Source organism: Mycoplasma amphoriforme A39, assembly GCA_000723365.1.
GTDB classification, from domain to species: Bacteria; Bacillota_I; Bacilli_A; order Mycoplasmatales; family Mycoplasmoidaceae; genus Mycoplasmoides; species Mycoplasmoides amphoriforme.
In genome coordinates, this window is record HG937516.1 from 506,382 (window position 1) to 526,243 (window position 19,862).

Here is a 19,862-nt window from a genome sequence, read left to right on the forward strand (position 1 = left end):
ATGAAGATTGAATTTCGTAATATTGCAAAAAAATATGCTGGTCGGGAAAACTACACGCTTCAAGATATTAATTTCACAATTCAAGATAAAGAATTTGTAGCTTTATTAGGACCGTCAGGATGTGGGAAAAGCACCCTATTACGGATGCTTGCTGGGTTAAATTCGATTACTAAAGGCGACTTATTATTTGATAACGTAAGGGTTAACGGACTAAATCCTAAAGATCGCGATATTGCTATGGTTTTCCAATCATATGCCTTGTATCCGCACATGAATGTTTACAACAATATTGCTTATGGTTTAAAAGTACGTAAAGAGCCAAAAAACTTAATTAATAATCGGGTTTTAAATGTTGCCAAAATCTTAAAAATCGAAGCTTATTTATCAAATAAACCAAGTGATATTTCGGGCGGTCAGCGTCAACGGGTTGCCTTAGGCAGAGCAATTGCTAGAAAGCCGCAATTATTTTTAATGGATGAACCATTATCCAATCTTGATGCCAAATTACGCGAAGAAATGCGAAGCGAAATCGTCAAAATTCATAAACTGCTTGAAACCACAACTGTTTATGTTACCCACGACCAATTGGAAGCAATGACCATGGCTGACCGGATTGTTTTAATGAATAATGCTATCATTCAACAAATTGGTACGCCCCGCCATTTGTACGATTATCCGGATAATCTTTTTGTTGCTAAATTTATTGGTAACCCTACAATGAACATTATGACTGTCTTAATTAAAGATGGTTATGCGTTAATTGGTAATTGGTTCAAAATGAAAATTATTGATCATGATTTAGCAAAACTAAAGCCATATGAAAATAAAATGGTTTATTTGGGAATCAGAAGTGAAAATATTAGTCTTTGCAAAAAGGATACGGCTTGTTTTGAAGCCGAATTAGTCTTGCATGAAATTTTAGGAAAAGAAGAACAGGGCTTATTTGATTCAGCCAATCCTAATAGCACAATTGTTACCATGCGTCCTGGACAAAATCTAGAACGCGGTAAGAAGTATCACTTAGAATTTGATAATAGCAAAATTCATTTCTTTGATGTGGATTCACAGGAACGAATTAAGTAATTTTTTCACGAAAACTTGTAGTTTTTCTTTTGCTGTTACTCCTACATATTTGTTAATATTTTATAAGTAAAATAATTACTCACCACTCTTAAAAACTTTAGATAAGATTTGAATGATTGTTCTTTTTCGAACACATGTACACTTAGCAATAATTTTTTTTTATTTTTTTTGGATTTCTTATTATAATAGTTTGTAAATAAGCAATATAAAAATATAAAGGATATTCTCATGATCAAGACTTACAATGCCGAGGCAGTTTTAAACGAAGATGGCACAATCAATGCGACAGCACGTGGCTTTAATTTTCTTATTGATCCAAAAGCAGGTGGTAACGCTGCATCCCAAGGTATGACTCCAGTTGATGCATGATTAAATGGTGTTGCTGCATGTGAATTGGCATCATTTAACATGCACGCTAAAGTTGAAGGATTTGAATTTACTAACGCTAAAATTGTGATTGAATCTCAACGTGATTCTTTAGGTGGTGAAAACCGTTACTTTGGTTTAACTGAAATCATCCAACACTTCTATATTCAAACACCTGAAGACAACAATGCGGTTACTAAAATTGTTAAAAGTTCACAAGAACGTTGCCCATTAGCAGACACTTTAAAACGTTTACGTGATATAAAAATTCAAACCGTAATTCATGTTGTGCGTTAATTAAAGTTTTTGATTTTTGCAAATTAATTCTAATTATCTAAAAAAAACAAATTGAACGGAATCTATCACATCCGTTCCTATTTAATTTCTTCTACAAATTCGTTTAAAAAACAAGACTGTAGAATTAAATGTTTGAAATATTTACCTTGATTTAAGGTAATTTTTTCAAATATTTTTATTTCACCAATAATAAAAGGAGAATATTTTTGATTATTGGTTTGAAGTTAACCCAACTTCTTGTTGAATTTTGTTATTAAAACTATTAATTAAAATTTTTAACCACGTTATTAGTAAACAAAATATTAACTATTAGGAAAATGATGCAATTTCCTGTTGTCAGATGGGAATACTAATTATTATTAGTGTTGAAATTTAAAAATTAGTTTATGAATATTTTTGTTAATTTTTACAAAATTATTTTCGTATTCAGTCATGATGTTATCAACTAATAATGGATCTGAATTAGGTAAGTTATGTAAATCGTTAGTTTGATGTAAAATCACAATATTTTGCTTTAATTTTAGTTGTTTTATACAATAAGCGTTTAGTTGATCATTATCTGTTTTAAATTCAATTAAACCTTCTGGCTTCAGAATTGTTTCGTACATTTTTAAAAACGAAATGTCTACTAAACGTCTTGAAGCATGGCGCGTTTTCGGTCAAGGATCGCTAAAATTTAAATATATTTTTTCAAATGTTTGGTTTTGAAAATAAGACAAAAGGTTACAAGCATCACCGATCATTAAAAGCAGATTTGTTGGTTTGATTTCACTTTTTTCATACTTTGTTAAAGCTTTTTTAACAACGGTTGGATATTTTTCTAGACCGAGAAAGTTAATTGTTGGATTTTCAAGTGCTTTTTTTCATAAAAAGATGCCTTTACCACTTCCGATTTCCAAATGAAAAAGCTTGTTTTTATTGCTAAACAATTGTTCAATAACTGCTTGCGAATCAGTTTTTAGGTCAGTGAAATAATTACTTTTTTTACACTTGATTAGTGCCTGGGGATCACTTCTTAGTCGCATTACAACACTAATCCTTTAAAATTATTTTGTCGTAATACTTCATACATTAAACAAACAACACTATTGCTTAAATTTAAACTACGTAATTGTTCATTAACAGGAATTCGAACTGTATAATTTTTATATTGGTTTAATAGTTCTACTGGTAACCCCTTGGTTTCTTGCCCGAAGACCAAATATATTTGCTTTTTTTCAACAAATCTAAAATCAATTTGGTGCGGGTTTAAACTTCCTTCTTTGGTTAGAAAATAAACTAAATCTTCGTTATTTATTGTTTTTAGAAAAGATGTAAAATTATCGTGTTCTTGCAGTTGGGCTTGCTCGAAATAACCTACAGCTGCCCGAATCATTCTTTTGTCATTTAAAAAGAACCCGTAAGGTCGAATGAGGTGCAGTCGAGCGTTAAAAGCGACGCAACTCCGTGCAACATTCCCGGTATTATATGGGATTTCAGGCTGGTACAAAACAATATTTAATTGTTTTATTTTGTCTAGATTATTAATCATCTTTTTGCTTTTTTATTGAGAAATAATTATCGTATTATTTTTTATTTTATAAATTAATTTTTAACTATATAATAATTTCTCTCTGGCTGTTCTCTAACTTGATTGAATATCGTACTAATTCACGTTTTAAAAAATAACTAAATTGATGTTATTAACCAAATAAATAAATTCTTTGGTTTCGTTGTTAATTATTGCAGATTTATTGTATAAATTATTCTTATAAATCAAGATTGCTATCTTTATTAAAAAAACCCATTTTTTCACTAAAAAAAAATGTAAAATTTTACTACTTATAATAAGTTTAGAAGTTATATTAATTTACGAATTTGGGAAGAAGACAAATATGGATTTTAAGCAGACCTTGATTATTCCAAAAACTAATTTTGAAATGAAGGCAAATTTAAATATAAAAGAACAAGAAATTCAAAAAGAATGACAGATTAAACAAATTTATCAAAAGCGGTTAAAACAAAATAAACATCATCAAAAAAAAATTTTACACGATGGTCCCCCGTATGCCAATGGCAGCATCCATGTTGGCCATGCTGTTAATAAGATTCTAAAAGATATCATCGTTCGCTTGTGACTTAATCAAGGATATTATTCACCTTTTATTCCTGGATGGGACACTCACGGTTTACCAATCGAACACACAGTTTCAAATCAAGTTAGTAACTTCAAGCAATTGTCAGTTAAAGAACAACGAAATTTATGTTTGGAATTTGCTAAAAAACAAATCAATAATCAGAAAGAACAATTTCAAAAACTGGGTCTTTTTTTTGATTTTCAAACTTGTTATTACACTTATGAACCAGCTTTTGAAAAAAAGCAATTTGAAGTATTTAAAAAAATGATTATGAAGGGTTTGGTTTTTCGTGACCTTAAACCTGTTTACTGATCGTGATCTTCAAAAAGTGCGTTAGCTGATGCCGAAGTCGAATACCAAACAACAAAAGCCCCAAGTATTTTTGTTTCCTTTGATGTTGTTAGCAAAAACCATGGTTTGGTTTCTGAAAATACGAAATTATTAATATGAACAACAACACCATGAACAATTCCTTCTAACCAAGCAATTTCAGCTAATCCCAAGTTTAGTTACGTTTTGATAAAAGTGAATGATCAATTATATGTTGTTGAAGCAAAACTATTACCAAATGTTGCGGAAATGATTGGTTGAAAACAGTATGAAATTATTAAAACTTTTATGGGTAATGAACTTGAACATTTACAGTATAAACATTCACTATATCCAACAAGGATTTGTAAAGTTTTATTAGGCGATCATGTTACTAACGATAATGGTACAGGATTAGTTCACACTGCACCTGGTTTTGGACTTGAAGACTTTTTAGTTTGCAAACGTTATGGCATTAAGGAATTATTAGTGCCGATTAATGAAGAAGGCTGTTTTGATTCGTCTTTAAATGATGACTCTTTAACGGGAAAATTTTATTTAGATGCCAACAAAGATATTGGCATGCGTTTAGAAAAAACTGGGCATTTACATGCTTTGAAATTTATCGAACATACTGAGCCCCATGATTGGCGCACAAAAAAGCCAGTAATTTACCGAGCAACTAAACAGTGATTTGTGAATTTACGAAAAATTCATCGCGACATTCGTGGTGCTCTAAAGGAGGTAACTTTCCAAAATGATTTGTTCCGTAAACGCATTACTGACATGGTTACCAATCGTTTTGAATGATGCATTTCACGACAGCGTGTCTGGGGCCTGCCCATTCCGATTATTTATGACGAAAATAACAACCCGCTATTTGATCCCAAATTAATTCAGCACATTATTAATTTATTGGAAAAACATGGCGTTAATGCTTGATTTGAAAAACCTGCTGCCTTCTTTTTAACAGAAAAATATGATCCATCAAAAAACTATACCAAAGAAAAAGATATCATGGATGTTTGGTTTGATTCTGGATCATCTTGAAATGTTCTAGAACGGGAACATTTGCACTATCCGGCTCAACTTTATCTAGAAGGTAATGATCAGTACCGAGGTTGATTTAATTCTTCATTAATTTGTGGTGTGATTGCTCATAATGCTGCCCCGTTTAAACAATTGATTTCGCATGGCTTTACTTTAGATGAGAAAGGTCTAAAAATGTCCAAATCAGTTGGTAATGTGATCGAGCCATTAGCGGTATGTAACCAATATGGGACTGATATTTTGCGACTATGAGTGTGCTCAATTTATTACAATGATGATCACCGCATCGGTAAAAATATTTTAGATCAAGTTGTGGAACTTTACCGAAAGTTACGTAACACCTTATTTCGTTTCATTTTATCGAATTTGAATGATTTTGATTTCCATGCATTATCATCTTACGAGCTTTCAGTTGCTGATTATTTAGTTATTCACCGTGTTAATGAAACCTTGCAAAAGGTTGATGATTACTTTGATAAATTTGATTTTTTAAATGCGGTAAGAGTTATGAATAAACAGGTGATTGAATTATCAACATGGTATTATGAATTAATTAAAGATAGTTTGTATTGCGATACTAAAAATAACCCAAAACGCAAAGCAATTCAAGCGACACTAAATTATATTTTTGAACATTTCTTATTCCGCTTATCCCCAATTTTAGTTCATACTTGTGAAGAAGCATACACCCATTACCATTCACCCCAAAAAGCCGAAAGCATTTTTTTAACTAATCAACCCGTAATTTGAGCCCCACTTAGTTCAGTCGATTTATCACAATTATGATCCACTTTTAACGAAATTAAAGATGATGTTTTTTTAAAAACAGAACAAGCGCGAAACCAAAAGATCTTTAATAAGAATAATGAAGCAAAAGTAATCCTTGCCAAAAAATACCAAACGACTCCAAAGTTTTTAATCCGACGCTTGAAGGCGTGATTAAATGTTGCCGAAGTTTTTTTAGGCGATAAAAATGAAACTGAAGTTTTTAAATCAGAATTTAAGCGTTGCGAACGTTGCTGAACCCATTATGGACCGGATAGCTTTGCTGCAGATTTGATTTGTCAACGTTGCGATGATGTGATTAGTCAAACGATGACAATCTAATATCAACTTTAAAAAGTAGCATAACGTTCTTTCAAACTATTTTACAAATATAAAAAATTATCATTTGCTGTTTAGAGTTTAAGGTTTATTACGCTAGTTTGGTTTGCTATTTTTCCACTTTTAGTTAAAGAATGTTACCAGATTTGATTTTTATAATAAAAATCTCCTATTTTACCATAAAACAATATTGTAAAATGCTCCTTGGTATAATATAATTATTTGGTACAAACTATTGGTTATGCATGTTTTTTCAGCGATAATCTATTTTTATCACGATACATACATCATGATTATGGAAAATAATTTTTAAACTAAGGCTTGAAGATAAAATTTATGAACACTAACGATAATTTCAACCAAAATGGGAATAACCAATTTGACCAACAATACGGTCAGAATGGATCGATGCAACCAGACAGTTCCCAATTAGCAGCAAATCAATATTATAATCCTAATGATCCGAACCAAGCAGTTAATTCTAATGCTCAGCAAAATTATGATTATGGGGCAAATAATTCTAGTTTAGGCTATGATTACCAAAATTTAAATCAAGTCGATCCTAGTTTACAATACCAATATGATGAGTATGGTAACCCTTTGCCTTTTGATCAAAACCAATACAGTCAACAATATAATAATGCTTCTAATTATAATGCTTATGCCCAAAATCAAGGTGTTGACCCTAGTTTACAATACCAATATGATGAGTATGGGAATCCTTTGCCTTTTGATCAAAACCAATACAGTCAACAATATAATAATGCTTATGACCAAAATCAAGGTGTTGATCCTAGTTTACAATACCAATATGATGAGTATGGTAACCCAGTAAGTCTTGATCAAAATCCGTATTACAACTCCTATGATCAAAATCAAGACGACCATAGTTTAAATCAACCAGAACTAAAAAGGGCTGATGCAGCACCATTAAATGATTTTTCGCCTAGTGCAAATAATTCATTTGCTAATGGACAAGATGCAGTTGCTAAAGCTTTAATCCAAGAGCCTACAACGATTGTTAAACCCCTTCATGTTGTTAATTCGGATGTTCAAGAGCATGTGGTTGATATTCCCGTAAGCGATCTCGAAGATGCTTTGGCACCAAAACTAAATGATACCAAGAATCGCATATCTGAATTGGAAAATTCACAAGCCGACTTACACGAATCCAACCGTCGTATTGAAACTCAACTTGAATCTGTTTTAAAAAAGATGCAAGGAAGTGATCAACAAGGACAAGTGATCGCACCAGTTAATAAAGATGTTCAGGATCGGTTAGATCTTTTAGCATCAATTGTTGAAAAGTTTCCGACAGAAACAACACAAAAAATTAGCGAATTATCTGAGCGAATTGAAACCCTTTCTGATCCGAAAGAAAAACGTTTATTAGAAAAGAAATTTGACGAACTGTCTAACAAAATTTCATCACTATCTTTAAATGAATCAAGTTCACTTCATGAACAAAATGAATTAAGATCCAAAATTGAAGCATTAACTTCTAAAATTGCTGATATGAATCAACCTGATCCAACTTTTAAAAAGCAACAACTTGAACTTGAAGATAAAATCGATGCATTAGCAAATAAAATTTCTGGTTTAGGGAAAAGCGATCCTAATATCTTGATGGTTAAAGACGAATTAAAAGATAAAATTGATAAATTGACCAACAGCTTGGCAAATAAGATATCATCAGTTAATCACCTTAATTCCCAAGTTAAAGTTCAACAAGAACAACTTGAAAGAAAAATGGCTGCCCTTGATGATCGTATGCAGGAAATTTTAGTTAAGAATGATAAGTTAATTGAAGGAAAGTTAAATTCTGTCGTTGATTTGATTGCTAAAAAGACACCACCTACGCCAACTTTAGAAGTTTCCAAATTAGAAAACCGGTTGGATGAAGCATTGATGCGGATGGAGACAATTGCTCAAGGCAATTATTCAACCAAACAAATTGATGAGGCTAAAATTGCCGAAGAAACTGCACGTAGACTAACCAAATTTAATGAACATAGTCAAGCCCAACAGCAGTATTTAAATCAACAACGTTTACTTATGGAAGTTGCTGCGATGAACAACAAAATGAACCAACTTCTCCCGCCGAAAGTTCATTACGTTCAACAACCAACTCAATTACAGCAACCTTTAGCATTGCCACCTGCATCATATGTTAATCCGTACGCGACACCATATCAAGCACTCCCACCACAATTACCAGGATCTGTAATGAATCCTCCAGTTAATCCTTTTGTTCCTTTTGATTACCAAAATGCCATGCCATGATTTGAAAAATGAATGCTTGCTAATATGTTTAAACAAAACTTTAACCAACAAGTACCATGTCAAAATTACAATATGTGCAATTCTAATCCTGGCATGGTACCACAAGCCTATTATGCAGATGCACCTAAGCAATTAGCACCAGTTTATGTTCAACCACCAGTTTATCGAGCTTATGATGAACAATGAACTGATAGTCAATTACCTGAAGAAATCCAATTGTCCTTCCAACGTCGTGGCATTAATGAACAGTTAGGATAGTAACTTTTACTAGGAAAAGCAAACCATGTACGATAATTCAACGAAATTTAAAGCACGATACAAGCATGCTCCCGATAGCGTTTATGTGCTTGAGCCGAAGTCAAAAAGTAAAGTTCAATCTTCTTCACAGTCAGTTTATGATTTGGGTTTTGATGATGGTTATATTCAAAAAGAAGTAGAAACTAATGCCCAATTACAATCATCTGAAAGTAAGATTCATGAAGTTGTTCAAGATTTAAACAATGAAATTTCTTCTAATGAAAAACTTCGTGAAGAAAACGAAACTTTGTGAGCAGAAAACAATGAACTTTACAAACGCTTACAAAAAGGTTTTAAACACCTAAATCAAACCGCTCGTGCTCACCGAAATACGCAAGAATTATTCGGCGAAGATAAAATTAATTCTCTTGACGACTACGATTTTAAACATGATTTGCTAATTAGCACCAAAAACCAGATCGAAACCCATCGTAATGAAATTAACGAACGGCTTGCACGTTTGGAGAAAGAACAAAATAGTTCATTAGAAAATAAAAGAGCATTTGAAAACCAACAACGCCAACTTCAAGATCAATTAGAACGCCTAAATTCTGAATGAAACCAACTCGAACGTTACAAGTCGGATAGTTTAGATCATGTTAATGATTTAAAATACCAACTAGAAATCGAACGTAATGATTTTCTATCACAAAAACAGCAATATGAAAAACAGTTAAATGAAGAATTTGATGAATTGTGAAAATTACAAAAAAAATTGGATCAAGAACGTAATGAGTTTGATGTCCAAAATGCCCAAGCCCGCTCTGAAATTGCTGTAATTAATGATGAAATTGCCTATAAACAACAAAAAATTGACGATTCACTACGTAATCTAAATTTTGATTTACAGCGCTATGAGAAAAATAATGAATTGCTTGATAGCGAACGGGAAAAATTACAAACCGAAGTCAAGGTGTTACGCCAAGAACAACTTGACTTAGAAAATCGTAAAAAATTGTTCGAATTTGAGCAACAACAAGGGCGAATGCGTTTGGCGGATTTGGAACAATCACTCAAAGTAAGAGAACAACGCCTGGAAAAACTCCAAAAAGAGCAAAGAACTCGCTTTGAAGATTTCAGTTTGGAACTAAAAAAGATTAATGCTAAAATTCGTGCTGCCAATGAGCAATTTAAACTTGAAGAATTGGAACGAAACAAAATTCGTTCAGAAGCTGACGCGTATATTAATGCACGAAAATTGGAAATCGCCACAAAAATGGGCGAATTGCAGCGAGAAACCCAAAGAATTGCCAATGAGCGTAACGAAGCAAAAATTTCACACGATGAAGCTTTGCAACTAAAAAGACAAAATGAAAAACTTTTGGAAGATTTAAAAAATGAGAAAAATCGTCTCGAAAATGAATCACGAAGTTTGCAGTTCATGCGTGAAAACACGGTCAAAGAACTGAACGATTTGCAAAATAAACTCAATGAAGAAGAAAATGCCTTAACTAAAGACCGTCGTGACCTAGAGCATGATTACCAGTTGCGCGTTTCTGAGGTTGAACTTTTAAAACAAACTTTACAACGTAATGCTCAAAAATTTGCCGAAGAACAAAAACTTGCTAAAGAAAAAATAATTGATGCCGAAAAAATTTTAGATGCCAAACGTAAAGAAATTGATAATATTTTACTTGAAGCCAATCAACATTTAAGTCAAGCGAATTCAGCCAAAGAATGAAACAATAAGAAAACGGCTGATATTGAAAGGCACTTGTTGCAATTGCAACACATGAAAGATGCCATTGATCACCAAAAAGAACAATTAATTCAAAAAGAAAAAATTAACGAACAAGAAATTGCTAGAATTCAAACTGAAGTTGCTAACGAAAGAGCCGAACTAGAACGTTTGTATGTGGTTGAGCGGCAACGTCAAGAACAAAAGGATGCACAATTACATGATTTCGAAAGAAACTTGATGCGTCAACAAGTTGATTTTGAAAACAATATGAAACGGGAAAGAGTTAATTTGCAATTACGTGAGCAAGAATTAAAAGATGCTTACGATCGTTTACAAACTAAAGAAGCCCAAACACAAAATAAGATCAACCAGTTAAATGCCGAATTAGCTAAAGCCCAAGAATCGAAAGAAGACTCATATAGTTTACAAAGACAATTAAGAATTGGTTTAGACGAAGTTAGACAAACCAAGTTGAATTTAGAACACGAACGTAAAGAACTTGACCAAAAAACGCAAACTATGCTTGCTGATTTGAAAGCTTATGAAGCCGATTTGAAGAAGCAAAAAACCGAAGTTGATTCCTTACGTACAGTTAACGAAGCGGCGAATGCTAAGGCATGGACTGAACTTGATGAAGCGAAATCATCATTTCAAAAATCAAAATCTGATTTTGATTTGCAAAAACAGCAAAGCATTTGGGAAGTTACTAAAATTTCCCTCGAATTGAAGGCGCGAGAACAGTTTTTAAGAAACCAAATTGCTATCCTTCAAAAGCAAAAAACCGATATTGAACTATCCAACAAAGCAACTGCATCCGAAAAACACGAGTTACAAAAACAGATTGATGATGTAGTTAATGAAAAAAAACGCCTTGAGAATTACAAATTACAACTCGAAAATTTCCGTTCTGACTCGATCAACCGTTTAAACGCTTATGAAGACGAATTAGTACAGCGGCGCAAGGATTTTGAAAATTTTGCAAAAGAGCAACAACGCAGTTACCAACTTCAAAAAGAAAGTCTTGAATTGGCCGAAAAACAATTAGAAAAAGAACGTCAACAGTTTGACGAACACAAACAACAGGCCATTGAAAAAATTAATGCCGTTCATTTGAAATTAAATGAACGCGAGAACGAAATTAATATAAATGCCGCCAAGTTAGATGAAGAGTTTAAACATTTTCAAGAAGTTTCTGCAAGCCAAAAAATTTCCCAAACCGAAATTGATAAGCAATTGCACGATCTTAAAAGACGTCAAGATGAATTGTTAAACGAACATCAAAAAATTGATGACGAGCGTTCCAGTTTGGCTCGACAAGTTCGGCTTTATGAAAATAAATTACGTTTCAAAGAAATGGCTTTATTAAGTCAATTTCAAAAAAATCAGGAAACGGCAAAGTTACAAGTTGAACGTGCTGATAAATTAAAAGAAGCTGTTCAAGAGTTAAACAAAGATCGTGAACGTTTTGACGAAACTAAGAAAAAAGAAATTAAGCAAATTCAGCAACGGCATTTTGAATTAGAAAAAAAGACGCTTGAAAACAACTTATTGCGTGATGAATTGCAACGAAAATTCAAAGAATTAGATGCTGCTTCATCAAGCACTCAATCGGAACGCGATGCGATTAAAAAAGAATGAGAAAATTTAACATCGCAACAAAATCTTTTTAAAAAACAAGAGTTTGAACTTGAAAACCAACGTTCCAATTTGATGCGCCAGGTGCAACTTTTACAAGCTGATCTAACTAAACGCAATGCTTTGATTAATACAAAAGAACAACAAATTTTGCAAAAAACAAAATTGCAAAAAGAAAAAGATCAACAAATCGAATTAGCACTAAAACATTTGGAAACAGAACGTTCCAAGTTTGATCACCAAAAATCAACGGAAATTTCGCAAATTCGTGATGAACAAAAGTCTTTAGAAAACCGTCAAAGCGAATTGGATAAACAAGCTTATAAGTTGGAAGTACAGTTTAAACAATTACAATCTTTGAAAAAAATAACCAGTGCTGATAAAGATAAATTTAACCAGCAACTTGCTGAATTAAATAAAAAACGTATCCAGATTGAAAAACGTGTGGCCGAAGTTGAATACAACCGTTCAATAATGCTAAGCAAGTTACGATCTTTAGAAGGACAATTACAATTAAAAAAACAACAAATTGAAATTGATGAATTACGTTTAAAAAAGGTTGGTAATGAACAATCAAATACTTTAAAAGAAATCGAGTTATCTTTAGCTAACTTAAACCAACAAAAAAGCGAATTTGACCAAACAAAATCAAAAGAACTAGAAAAAATTAATTCCCGTTATAAAGAAATTGAAAAAAGCGAATCTTTACTAAATAAAAAGATTTACGATTTTAAAGCAAATGCAGCCAAATTAGAAGAGCGCTCGCAGGCAATTGATGTGAATCAGTTCAAATTGCAAAAACAATATGATCAATTCTACCGTTTGAAACGAGCAATCGTTAGAGAGCAACAAAAATTAGAAGCATCTAAAGTTGAAACTCAAAAGCATTTAAACAAATTCAATGATGAATTGAATAGCAAACGCGACGCCTTAAAATCACTTTATGTTAAAGTTAAAGCTGTTGAAAAAGAACAAAATCAACGTAAAGATGAATTGGAAAAGATTGCTAAAGATCGCGAAGCCGAAATGGCTAAATTAGAGACAACTAAAAAAGAAATTGCTGATAAATTTGATCAATTTAAAGTTGAAAAAGAAAATGAAATTCGCCGTTTGTCGCAAATTCATCAAAACCTAGATAATCGTGAAAAAACTTTAAATAAAATTGGCAACAAACTAAAACAAGAACACCAATTAATTAAATCTAAATCAGAAAAAACTCAAGAAGAATTGGAACAACTGCAGGCTGATAAAACAAGATTAATCAAAGAAAATGAAATTTTATCCAGTCAACAAAAATCGCAATTTCATTCTAATCACCATTCGGAGAATTATATGTGTAACTATCAAAATAACAGTAATAATTGCCAAAACCACTTTTCCAGTTGCAATCCATGCTCAAGAAACAACCAACCAACATATGGGTATCAACAAGACTATGGTCAATTTGCTCAAGCAGTGATTCCCTTCAATGCTTATCAACCTAATCCTAACTTAGTGCCGACAAATCCGCTTGTTGCTATGCAGCAAATGATTAATCAGCAGCAAATACAAATGATGCAACAAAACCACCACTGGGAGTTGCGTCAATTAAGCAAAGAGCGCAATGAATTAGCCGAAAAGCTTGAAGCAATCAAAAGATTCCGTAAGGAAGAAAAAGAACGTTTTTTCATGGAACAAATTAGACGCCATGAAAATGAATATTACCGTAGAAAATACCGTCATGATCATCATGATCAGCGAGCCCTTGTAGCCGTTTCACAAGAAAAACAAAGAAATGATCACGCCGTTAGCGACATGCTTAAACGTTTGGCAAAAATCACTACCGTTCGTTGAAAAACCTTACAAGAAGAACTTCAACTTTTAAGAAAAGAACGTCAGCCTGAACAAAAGTTAATTGATGATTTGCAAAAAAAACAAACCGAATTAAGTCGAATTGAAGAACGGAACAAGCGTTTTTTAGAAGAAGCTAAACAACTTATTGATAGTCAACGTCAAAAATTTGAAGACGAACACTTGCACTTGATTGAGTTAACAAAACAAGACTTAACCAAGTCAAAACAAGATTTAACAAGAACTAAAGAAGAGATGTCACAACGTGAATCACAACTGGTTGATTTAGTAAAAGAACTGCGTTTAAATTTTGAAATTGAACTTAAAAAATTTAATCAAGAAAAACAACAACTTCATGAAAAATTAAAAACATTGTCTAAAGAAGTAAAAAACAACCCAAAAGTAACTGATCAATCAGTAAGCATTGATTTGAATCGCCAAATTGAATTGATGAATAAAACTAAAGAAATCTTATCGCAAGAAAGACAATGCTACGCTCAAGAACGCCAAGCGTTAATTGATAGCATTAACCGGAAGAAGGCTGAACAGGCTGAATTCAACAAACACCGCCATGATGCATCACGTTCTCATTTCGATCATCCAAACGCTTCTTCGGCAGTAAAGCCAGCATCGAATAATGAATCTAAAAAACGTCAGATTGCTCAACTTAATGAACAAATCGCAGCCATGAAAGCCATCTTAAATAAAAAGTAAAAATTTCTTGCTTCACAAGATATTTTTAAGGAATTAACTATGATTTACGATAACGATTTTAATTTTACTAATCAACTTCTTGATGTAACCGACGAATCCTTTTCACAAGAACTTGAAACAATAAAAAAGGAACGAGAAGCACTTATTCAAGCTTCGCATGATTTGTTGGGTAGTGATGGTGCATGTCACTATAATTCAAATCCTTCGCCAGAATTAAATTCGCTTGTTGATGTTGTTTCTGATGTGCAAAAAAATGATGAAGATGATTTAGTGATTGAACAATTAACAGCCCAATTGCATGAATTACAACAATTATTAATTCAGCAGCAGAAAGAACAAGCCGCTCAAGCAGCAGATACTACTAAGAAAATTATCAATGGCTTAAGTGTTCTTTTAAATCGCTTTATAAATAACTTCCAAGATTTGCATGCACGAATGCAAGCAATTGTTAAAAAACTATCGACCAAATATTACAATTTAAAAAATACCCTTGATTTTGTATCGATTGATGAAATTGAAAGTGTTAATCAGGAACTAAATGAGTTTAAAACAAGTCACTACCATGAATTTGTGGATCAATTGCAAGGTCTTGGTGAAGAGTTAGTTTTAGCCCTTGATTACTTAAAACCAGATGCTGTTGATGCTTTACAAGAATTAGTGAACCGCACTGACGTTAATGTTACTGGTTTAGTACCGCATAATTTAGCATTGAAATTATTTGTTAAACAAGCCATTTTGAAAATTAAACGCTTGTTTGCTCAAGTCGATGATCTTATTGGACAAACTAAAAATTTATGAGAAAAAAAGTCCACGTTAGTTAAGAAAGAAGCTGAGGTGAATTTTAAACCCTTGCAAACTCCATTTCATGATGAAGTAACTAGTAAGTGCAGTGAATCTAACTCGCAGTTTGCTCACAACAAAGGTGCTAGTTTTATTGATTTGGAAAACGGACACGTTGGTGAAGTAACTGCTCAAAACCAATTGCAAAATCCTGATCGTCAAGAGAGTTTAGCCTCATTGACCGATGAAATCACTAAACTAAAAAGTTTAATGCGTGAGGAAGTTGAAGAACTCCAACGAATTAACGAAGAAAAAGAAAAAAAATGAAAAACTATTTTAGCGAACGAAACTGCTAAATATGAAAAAGAAATTGCTAATTTAAAATCGACTTTTGAAACAGCATGAGTTCAAAAACAAAAACAATTGCATCATTTAATTAACGATAAAATCGAAGCGAAAACTAACGAAATTATCGACAAGGATGACCAAAAATTAACTCGTGATGATTTACGGAATGTTTATAAAGAAATCGTTGATGGCGAACAACTAAATTTTGTTAATCAATTAAAGGCTGAACAAGATAATTTAAAACGTCAATTAGATATTGAAAGAACGCGTTTTGAGGACATCATTGAATTAAAATCTAAAGAATGATCCCAAGAAAAAGACCAGTTATTAAAAAATAAAAACAACCGTTTAATTGAACTAGAAAATAAAATGAAAACCATTGTTTCAGAACGGGATAAACTGCTTGAAGAAAAGAACAATTTGTTAATTGATTTACAAAATTTAACTGTTAAATCATTAAATGCTGAACCAGCAATGCTAAAGAACCAATCTGCGATTGTTCAAAAAAATGTTTCTGAAATTATTCCATTTTTTGCCGACAAACACCCTGAAGAAAAGTTAACACAATCAGATTTACAAAAATCTTCCCAAACTAAAAAAATCGTCGATAGTTTAAATGTGCTTTTAAACCGTTTTGTTGCTAACTTTCATGATTTATCGCTGCATTTGCAAAATAAAGTTAAAGGTTTTTCAACAAAATATCATCATCTAAAAAATAGTCTTGATTTAGTTGCAATTGACGAAATTGAAAATTTTCGGAATGAGTTAAACGACATAAAATTAACTGGTCACCGCGAATTTGTTGAGCAAGTTCAAACTCCAGGCGAAGAATTAGTTTTAGCTCTTGATCATTTAAAACCAGATGCTGCTGAGGCTTTAGAAGAATTAGTGAGTCGGGTTGATGTCAAGGTGACAGGATTGGTTCCAAACAATTTAGCCTTAAAATTATTCATCAATCAAGCTAATTCCAAAATTAGTCGTCTTTTTGCCGATGTCGACAATCTAAGTGAACAAACTAAAAACCTCCTTGATAAAAAAAAGATTGGCATTACTAAACAAATTCCGCTTGATTTTAAACCGATTGCAAATCCGTTTAAAAACAATGGAAGTATAAATTCTGTCCATTCTTACAGTAGTAATCCGTTGTTACCAGTAAATTGCACTCAAAAACAAAAAGCACCAGATATAATGGAGCCTTATGGTGCAAATAAACCCGAAATTACCAATATCAATCACCTTTTAGATAGCACTCATAATCAAGAGATTAAAAAATTAACTGATGAAATTGAAAAACTGAAAGTTTCGATGCGGCAAGAAATTAGTGATTTACAACGCATTAATGAAGATAAAGAACGTAAATGAAAAAAGATTTTAGACGACGAAGCCAGTAAGTATGAAAAAGAAATTGCTAATTTAAAATCGACTTTTGAATCAGCATGAGTTCAAAAACAAAAAGAGTTGCATCATTTAATTAACAATAAAATTGAAGCCAAAACTACTGAAATTTTAGAAAACAATGATGAAAAATTAACGCGTAAGGATTTGCACAATGCTTATCAAGATATCGTTAATGGCGAACAGTTAAACTTTATTAGTCAATTAAAGGACGAACAAGATAATTTAAAACGCCAATTGGACATTGAAAGAACACGCTTCGAAGAAATCATTCAATTAAAGTCAAAGGAATGGGCTGCAGAAAAAGACGAATTATTAAAAAATAAAAACCAACGCTTGACTGAATTAGAAGCCAAAATGAAAACCATTGTTTCAGAACGGGATAATTTGCTTCAAGAAAAAAATAATTTGTTAGTTGATTCAAACGATGATTTTTCACCACAAACGCGAACCACCAGCGACAATATTTTTGAAATTCCGGTTGCTTTCCAAGGTGAACAAAGCAACATTAACTCAACAAATCCACAACTTGAACTAGAAAAACGCTCACAAGATGACGGCAGCAAAGAAGTTGAATCTGTAGTAGACAATCAGATACCACAATCCTTTGATGAAGTTTTTAACCGCAATTATTTTGAAAAATTAAACGCTTTGCGAGCATCAAGAATTGACCAGGAAATTGCTAAGGCCGAAGCCGCTCAAAAAAAAGCCCAAGATCTTTATGCGAAGTTTGAAGATCGCCGTAGTTCATTACAAGAACAATTAAAGCAGGCACACGAACGCAATAGCATTGAAAAATTAACTAGAGAAATTACGGAACGAATTAGTGCTAAGTTTGATAACGAATTGCAAAAATTAAAAAGTCAAGTTGAATACCCAACAATTGTTAATAGTCAATACCAATACTATCAAGATCCCAATTTAATTAATTTTAATGAATTAAATAATTATCCGCCTTATGGTTATCCGCAAATTATTGAACCAATTGAATATCCATTCGAACAAAATGGTGCTAATTTTCAGCAACCGCCGTATGGTTATGATCAGGTTTTTAATCATGATCAAATTAATGAAAATCCGATGTCTGCTGACGAACAAAATAACCAAATGCAAGAAACTTTTAAACCACATTCAAGAAAGGCTGTTTTTCTAAAAGTATCTGATGATGAAGGCCGATTGTCGAGTGAGAAAATTCGCAAATATGCCAATTCAATTATTGCTGCAAACCGTCGTAAACACACGGATGTAAATTTATAGAATAAGAGTTATGTTTTTACAAAATGAAACTTTAACAAAATGAGTCCAGAGAATTTTAAAAGCTAATTTAGTTAATCGTCCTAACGATGTATTTGATCAGATTTCGCTTTCGCCAAATCGCTCAATTGTTGTTATTAGTGGGATTTCTGATACAGGATTAAACCAAATTTGTGCACAATTAATTGCTAATTTAAGCACAAAAAATCGTGTTGTTTTGTTTAATTATACGGACAATCACTTAAAACAAGAAACTTTTGATTTTGATGAACTAACTAATTTTCTGCGCGAAAATAATAACACAACAGTTTTTATCAATGAAGTTCAAAACTTATTGAATACGAAAGTGATGATTCGCCAATTTAAACAATTAAGCCGAAAGTATAATTGTCGTTTTTACTTATTTTTTAACCAAATTGGTTTATTGTATACTAAATTTTTTCATCAACAAAATTGTGACCATTATTTTGTTAATCCGGTTAGTTATAATGAATGGTTGCAAGTTTTAGAAAAACGGGAAAATTCACTTAGTGCTTTTAGCCATTTTTTAAACACGAATGGATCACTAGTTTGTAGCCCAAAAACACCTAATCATTTAGCAGTACGTTTGTGCGAAATGGTCGAACAAATTTTACGTCATGATGTTTATGAACTACACACAAAAAAGTATAGTATTCATGTTTGTTTGCAATTATTACATTTAATCGCTTACGCACAAATTCCTGTTTTTAACTTTGTTGTTTTAGCTACGCATTTAAAACTCGATGTAATTGAATTACACGAGATTATTCGCATTTTAAGTGCAACTAAAATTATTCGTTCCTTCTGTGTATACTCTAAAGATTTAAAGCGCGTTAATCCTAACGAGGTTTATTTAGTCTTTGCTGACCCGATGAACTACGGTCTTTTTGCCGGAATTAATCTTGGTGAAAAAGGAATTTTGGCAAATTTAAGAATCTGAATTAGCGTTTTTGCAAGTTCATACAAACCATTTGCAAAAATGGTTGTTTTAAAAGATGAGTATGTACCGTATGACGAGCAAGTTTCTTTATTTGATTTAGAAAAGCAAATGTTGTTGCAAACTGGCATTGCCCCTTATTCGCAGGGACCAATGCTTGTTTACCTTCAAAATAAAAATATTAAAAAAACCCATTATTTTCAATTTAAAAATTTACTAAATTTTTTGATCAACTGATCCAATAAAACTAATCCAGTGATTAAATTAAACTAGAATTTATATTTCAGAAAATTTGATTAAAAAATTTCTTTTGCTTTATTTTCTTTTATTAGTTAAGTATATTATAATTTGCTTATACAAT

Annotated in this window: 9 protein-coding genes; 7 read left to right on the forward strand and 2 right to left on the reverse strand. The window is 32.2% G+C overall.

Annotated elements, in window-relative coordinates; translation table 4 throughout:
- Positions 1-1,083, forward strand: a complete 1,083-nt coding sequence (locus ABDB96_RS01950) for an ABC transporter ATP-binding protein (protein WP_343251838.1) — start codon at positions 1-3, stop codon at positions 1,081-1,083.
- A gap of 228 nt (positions 1,084-1,311) precedes the next feature.
- Positions 1,312-1,746 carry an OsmC family protein gene (locus tag ABDB96_RS01955; RefSeq protein ID WP_343251839.1) on the forward strand — a complete coding sequence of 145 codons (435 nt, stop codon included), beginning with the start codon at positions 1,312-1,314 and terminating at the stop codon, positions 1,744-1,746.
- Positions 1,747-2,105: 359 nt separating this feature from the next.
- On the opposite strand, the gene trmB is transcribed toward ABDB96_RS01955, so the two are convergent.
- Both trmB and trmL read right to left on the reverse strand, forming a co-directional pair.
- A complete protein-coding gene (gene trmB, locus ABDB96_RS01960; RefSeq protein ID WP_343251840.1) occupies positions 2,106-2,771 on the reverse strand; it encodes a tRNA (guanosine(46)-N7)-methyltransferase TrmB in 666 nt (221 codons plus the stop codon).
- Positions 2,771-3,277 (reverse strand): tRNA (uridine(34)/cytosine(34)/5-carboxymethylaminomethyluridine(34)-2'-O)-methyltransferase TrmL, encoded by a 507-nt coding sequence (trmL, locus tag ABDB96_RS01965; protein WP_343251841.1) that lies wholly within the window; start codon positions 3,275-3,277, stop codon positions 2,771-2,773. Before trmL ends, trmB begins: the two co-directional genes overlap by 1 nt.
- A 343-nt stretch (positions 3,278-3,620) precedes the next feature.
- Between trmL and ileS the strand changes: the two genes are divergently transcribed.
- The 5 genes from ileS (at position 3,621) to ABDB96_RS01990 (ending at position 19,774) form a co-directional block, all read left to right on the forward strand.
- Positions 3,621-6,329, forward strand: coding sequence for an isoleucine--tRNA ligase (gene ileS / locus ABDB96_RS01970; RefSeq protein ID WP_343251842.1), 2,709 nt, complete (start codon positions 3,621-3,623; stop codon positions 6,327-6,329).
- Between the two features lie 333 nt (positions 6,330-6,662).
- A complete protein-coding gene (locus ABDB96_RS01975) occupies positions 6,663-8,867 on the forward strand; it encodes a TonB-dependent receptor (protein WP_343251843.1) in 2,205 nt (734 codons plus the stop codon).
- A 25-nt stretch (positions 8,868-8,892) separates the two neighbouring features.
- The gene (locus tag ABDB96_RS01980; RefSeq protein WP_343251118.1) at positions 8,893-14,766 is read left to right on the forward strand and encodes a hypothetical protein; all 5,874 of its coding nucleotides are present in this window, start codon (positions 8,893-8,895) and stop codon (positions 14,764-14,766) included.
- 39 nt (positions 14,767-14,805) lie between these two features.
- Positions 14,806-18,546, forward strand: coding sequence for a hypothetical protein (locus tag ABDB96_RS01985; RefSeq protein WP_343251119.1), 3,741 nt, complete (start codon positions 14,806-14,808; stop codon positions 18,544-18,546).
- Positions 18,547-18,556: 10 nt separating this feature from the next.
- Positions 18,557-19,774, forward strand: coding sequence for a hypothetical protein (locus ABDB96_RS01990; protein ID WP_343251120.1), 1,218 nt, complete (start codon positions 18,557-18,559; stop codon positions 19,772-19,774).
- Positions 19,775-19,862: the final 88 nt, after the last annotated feature.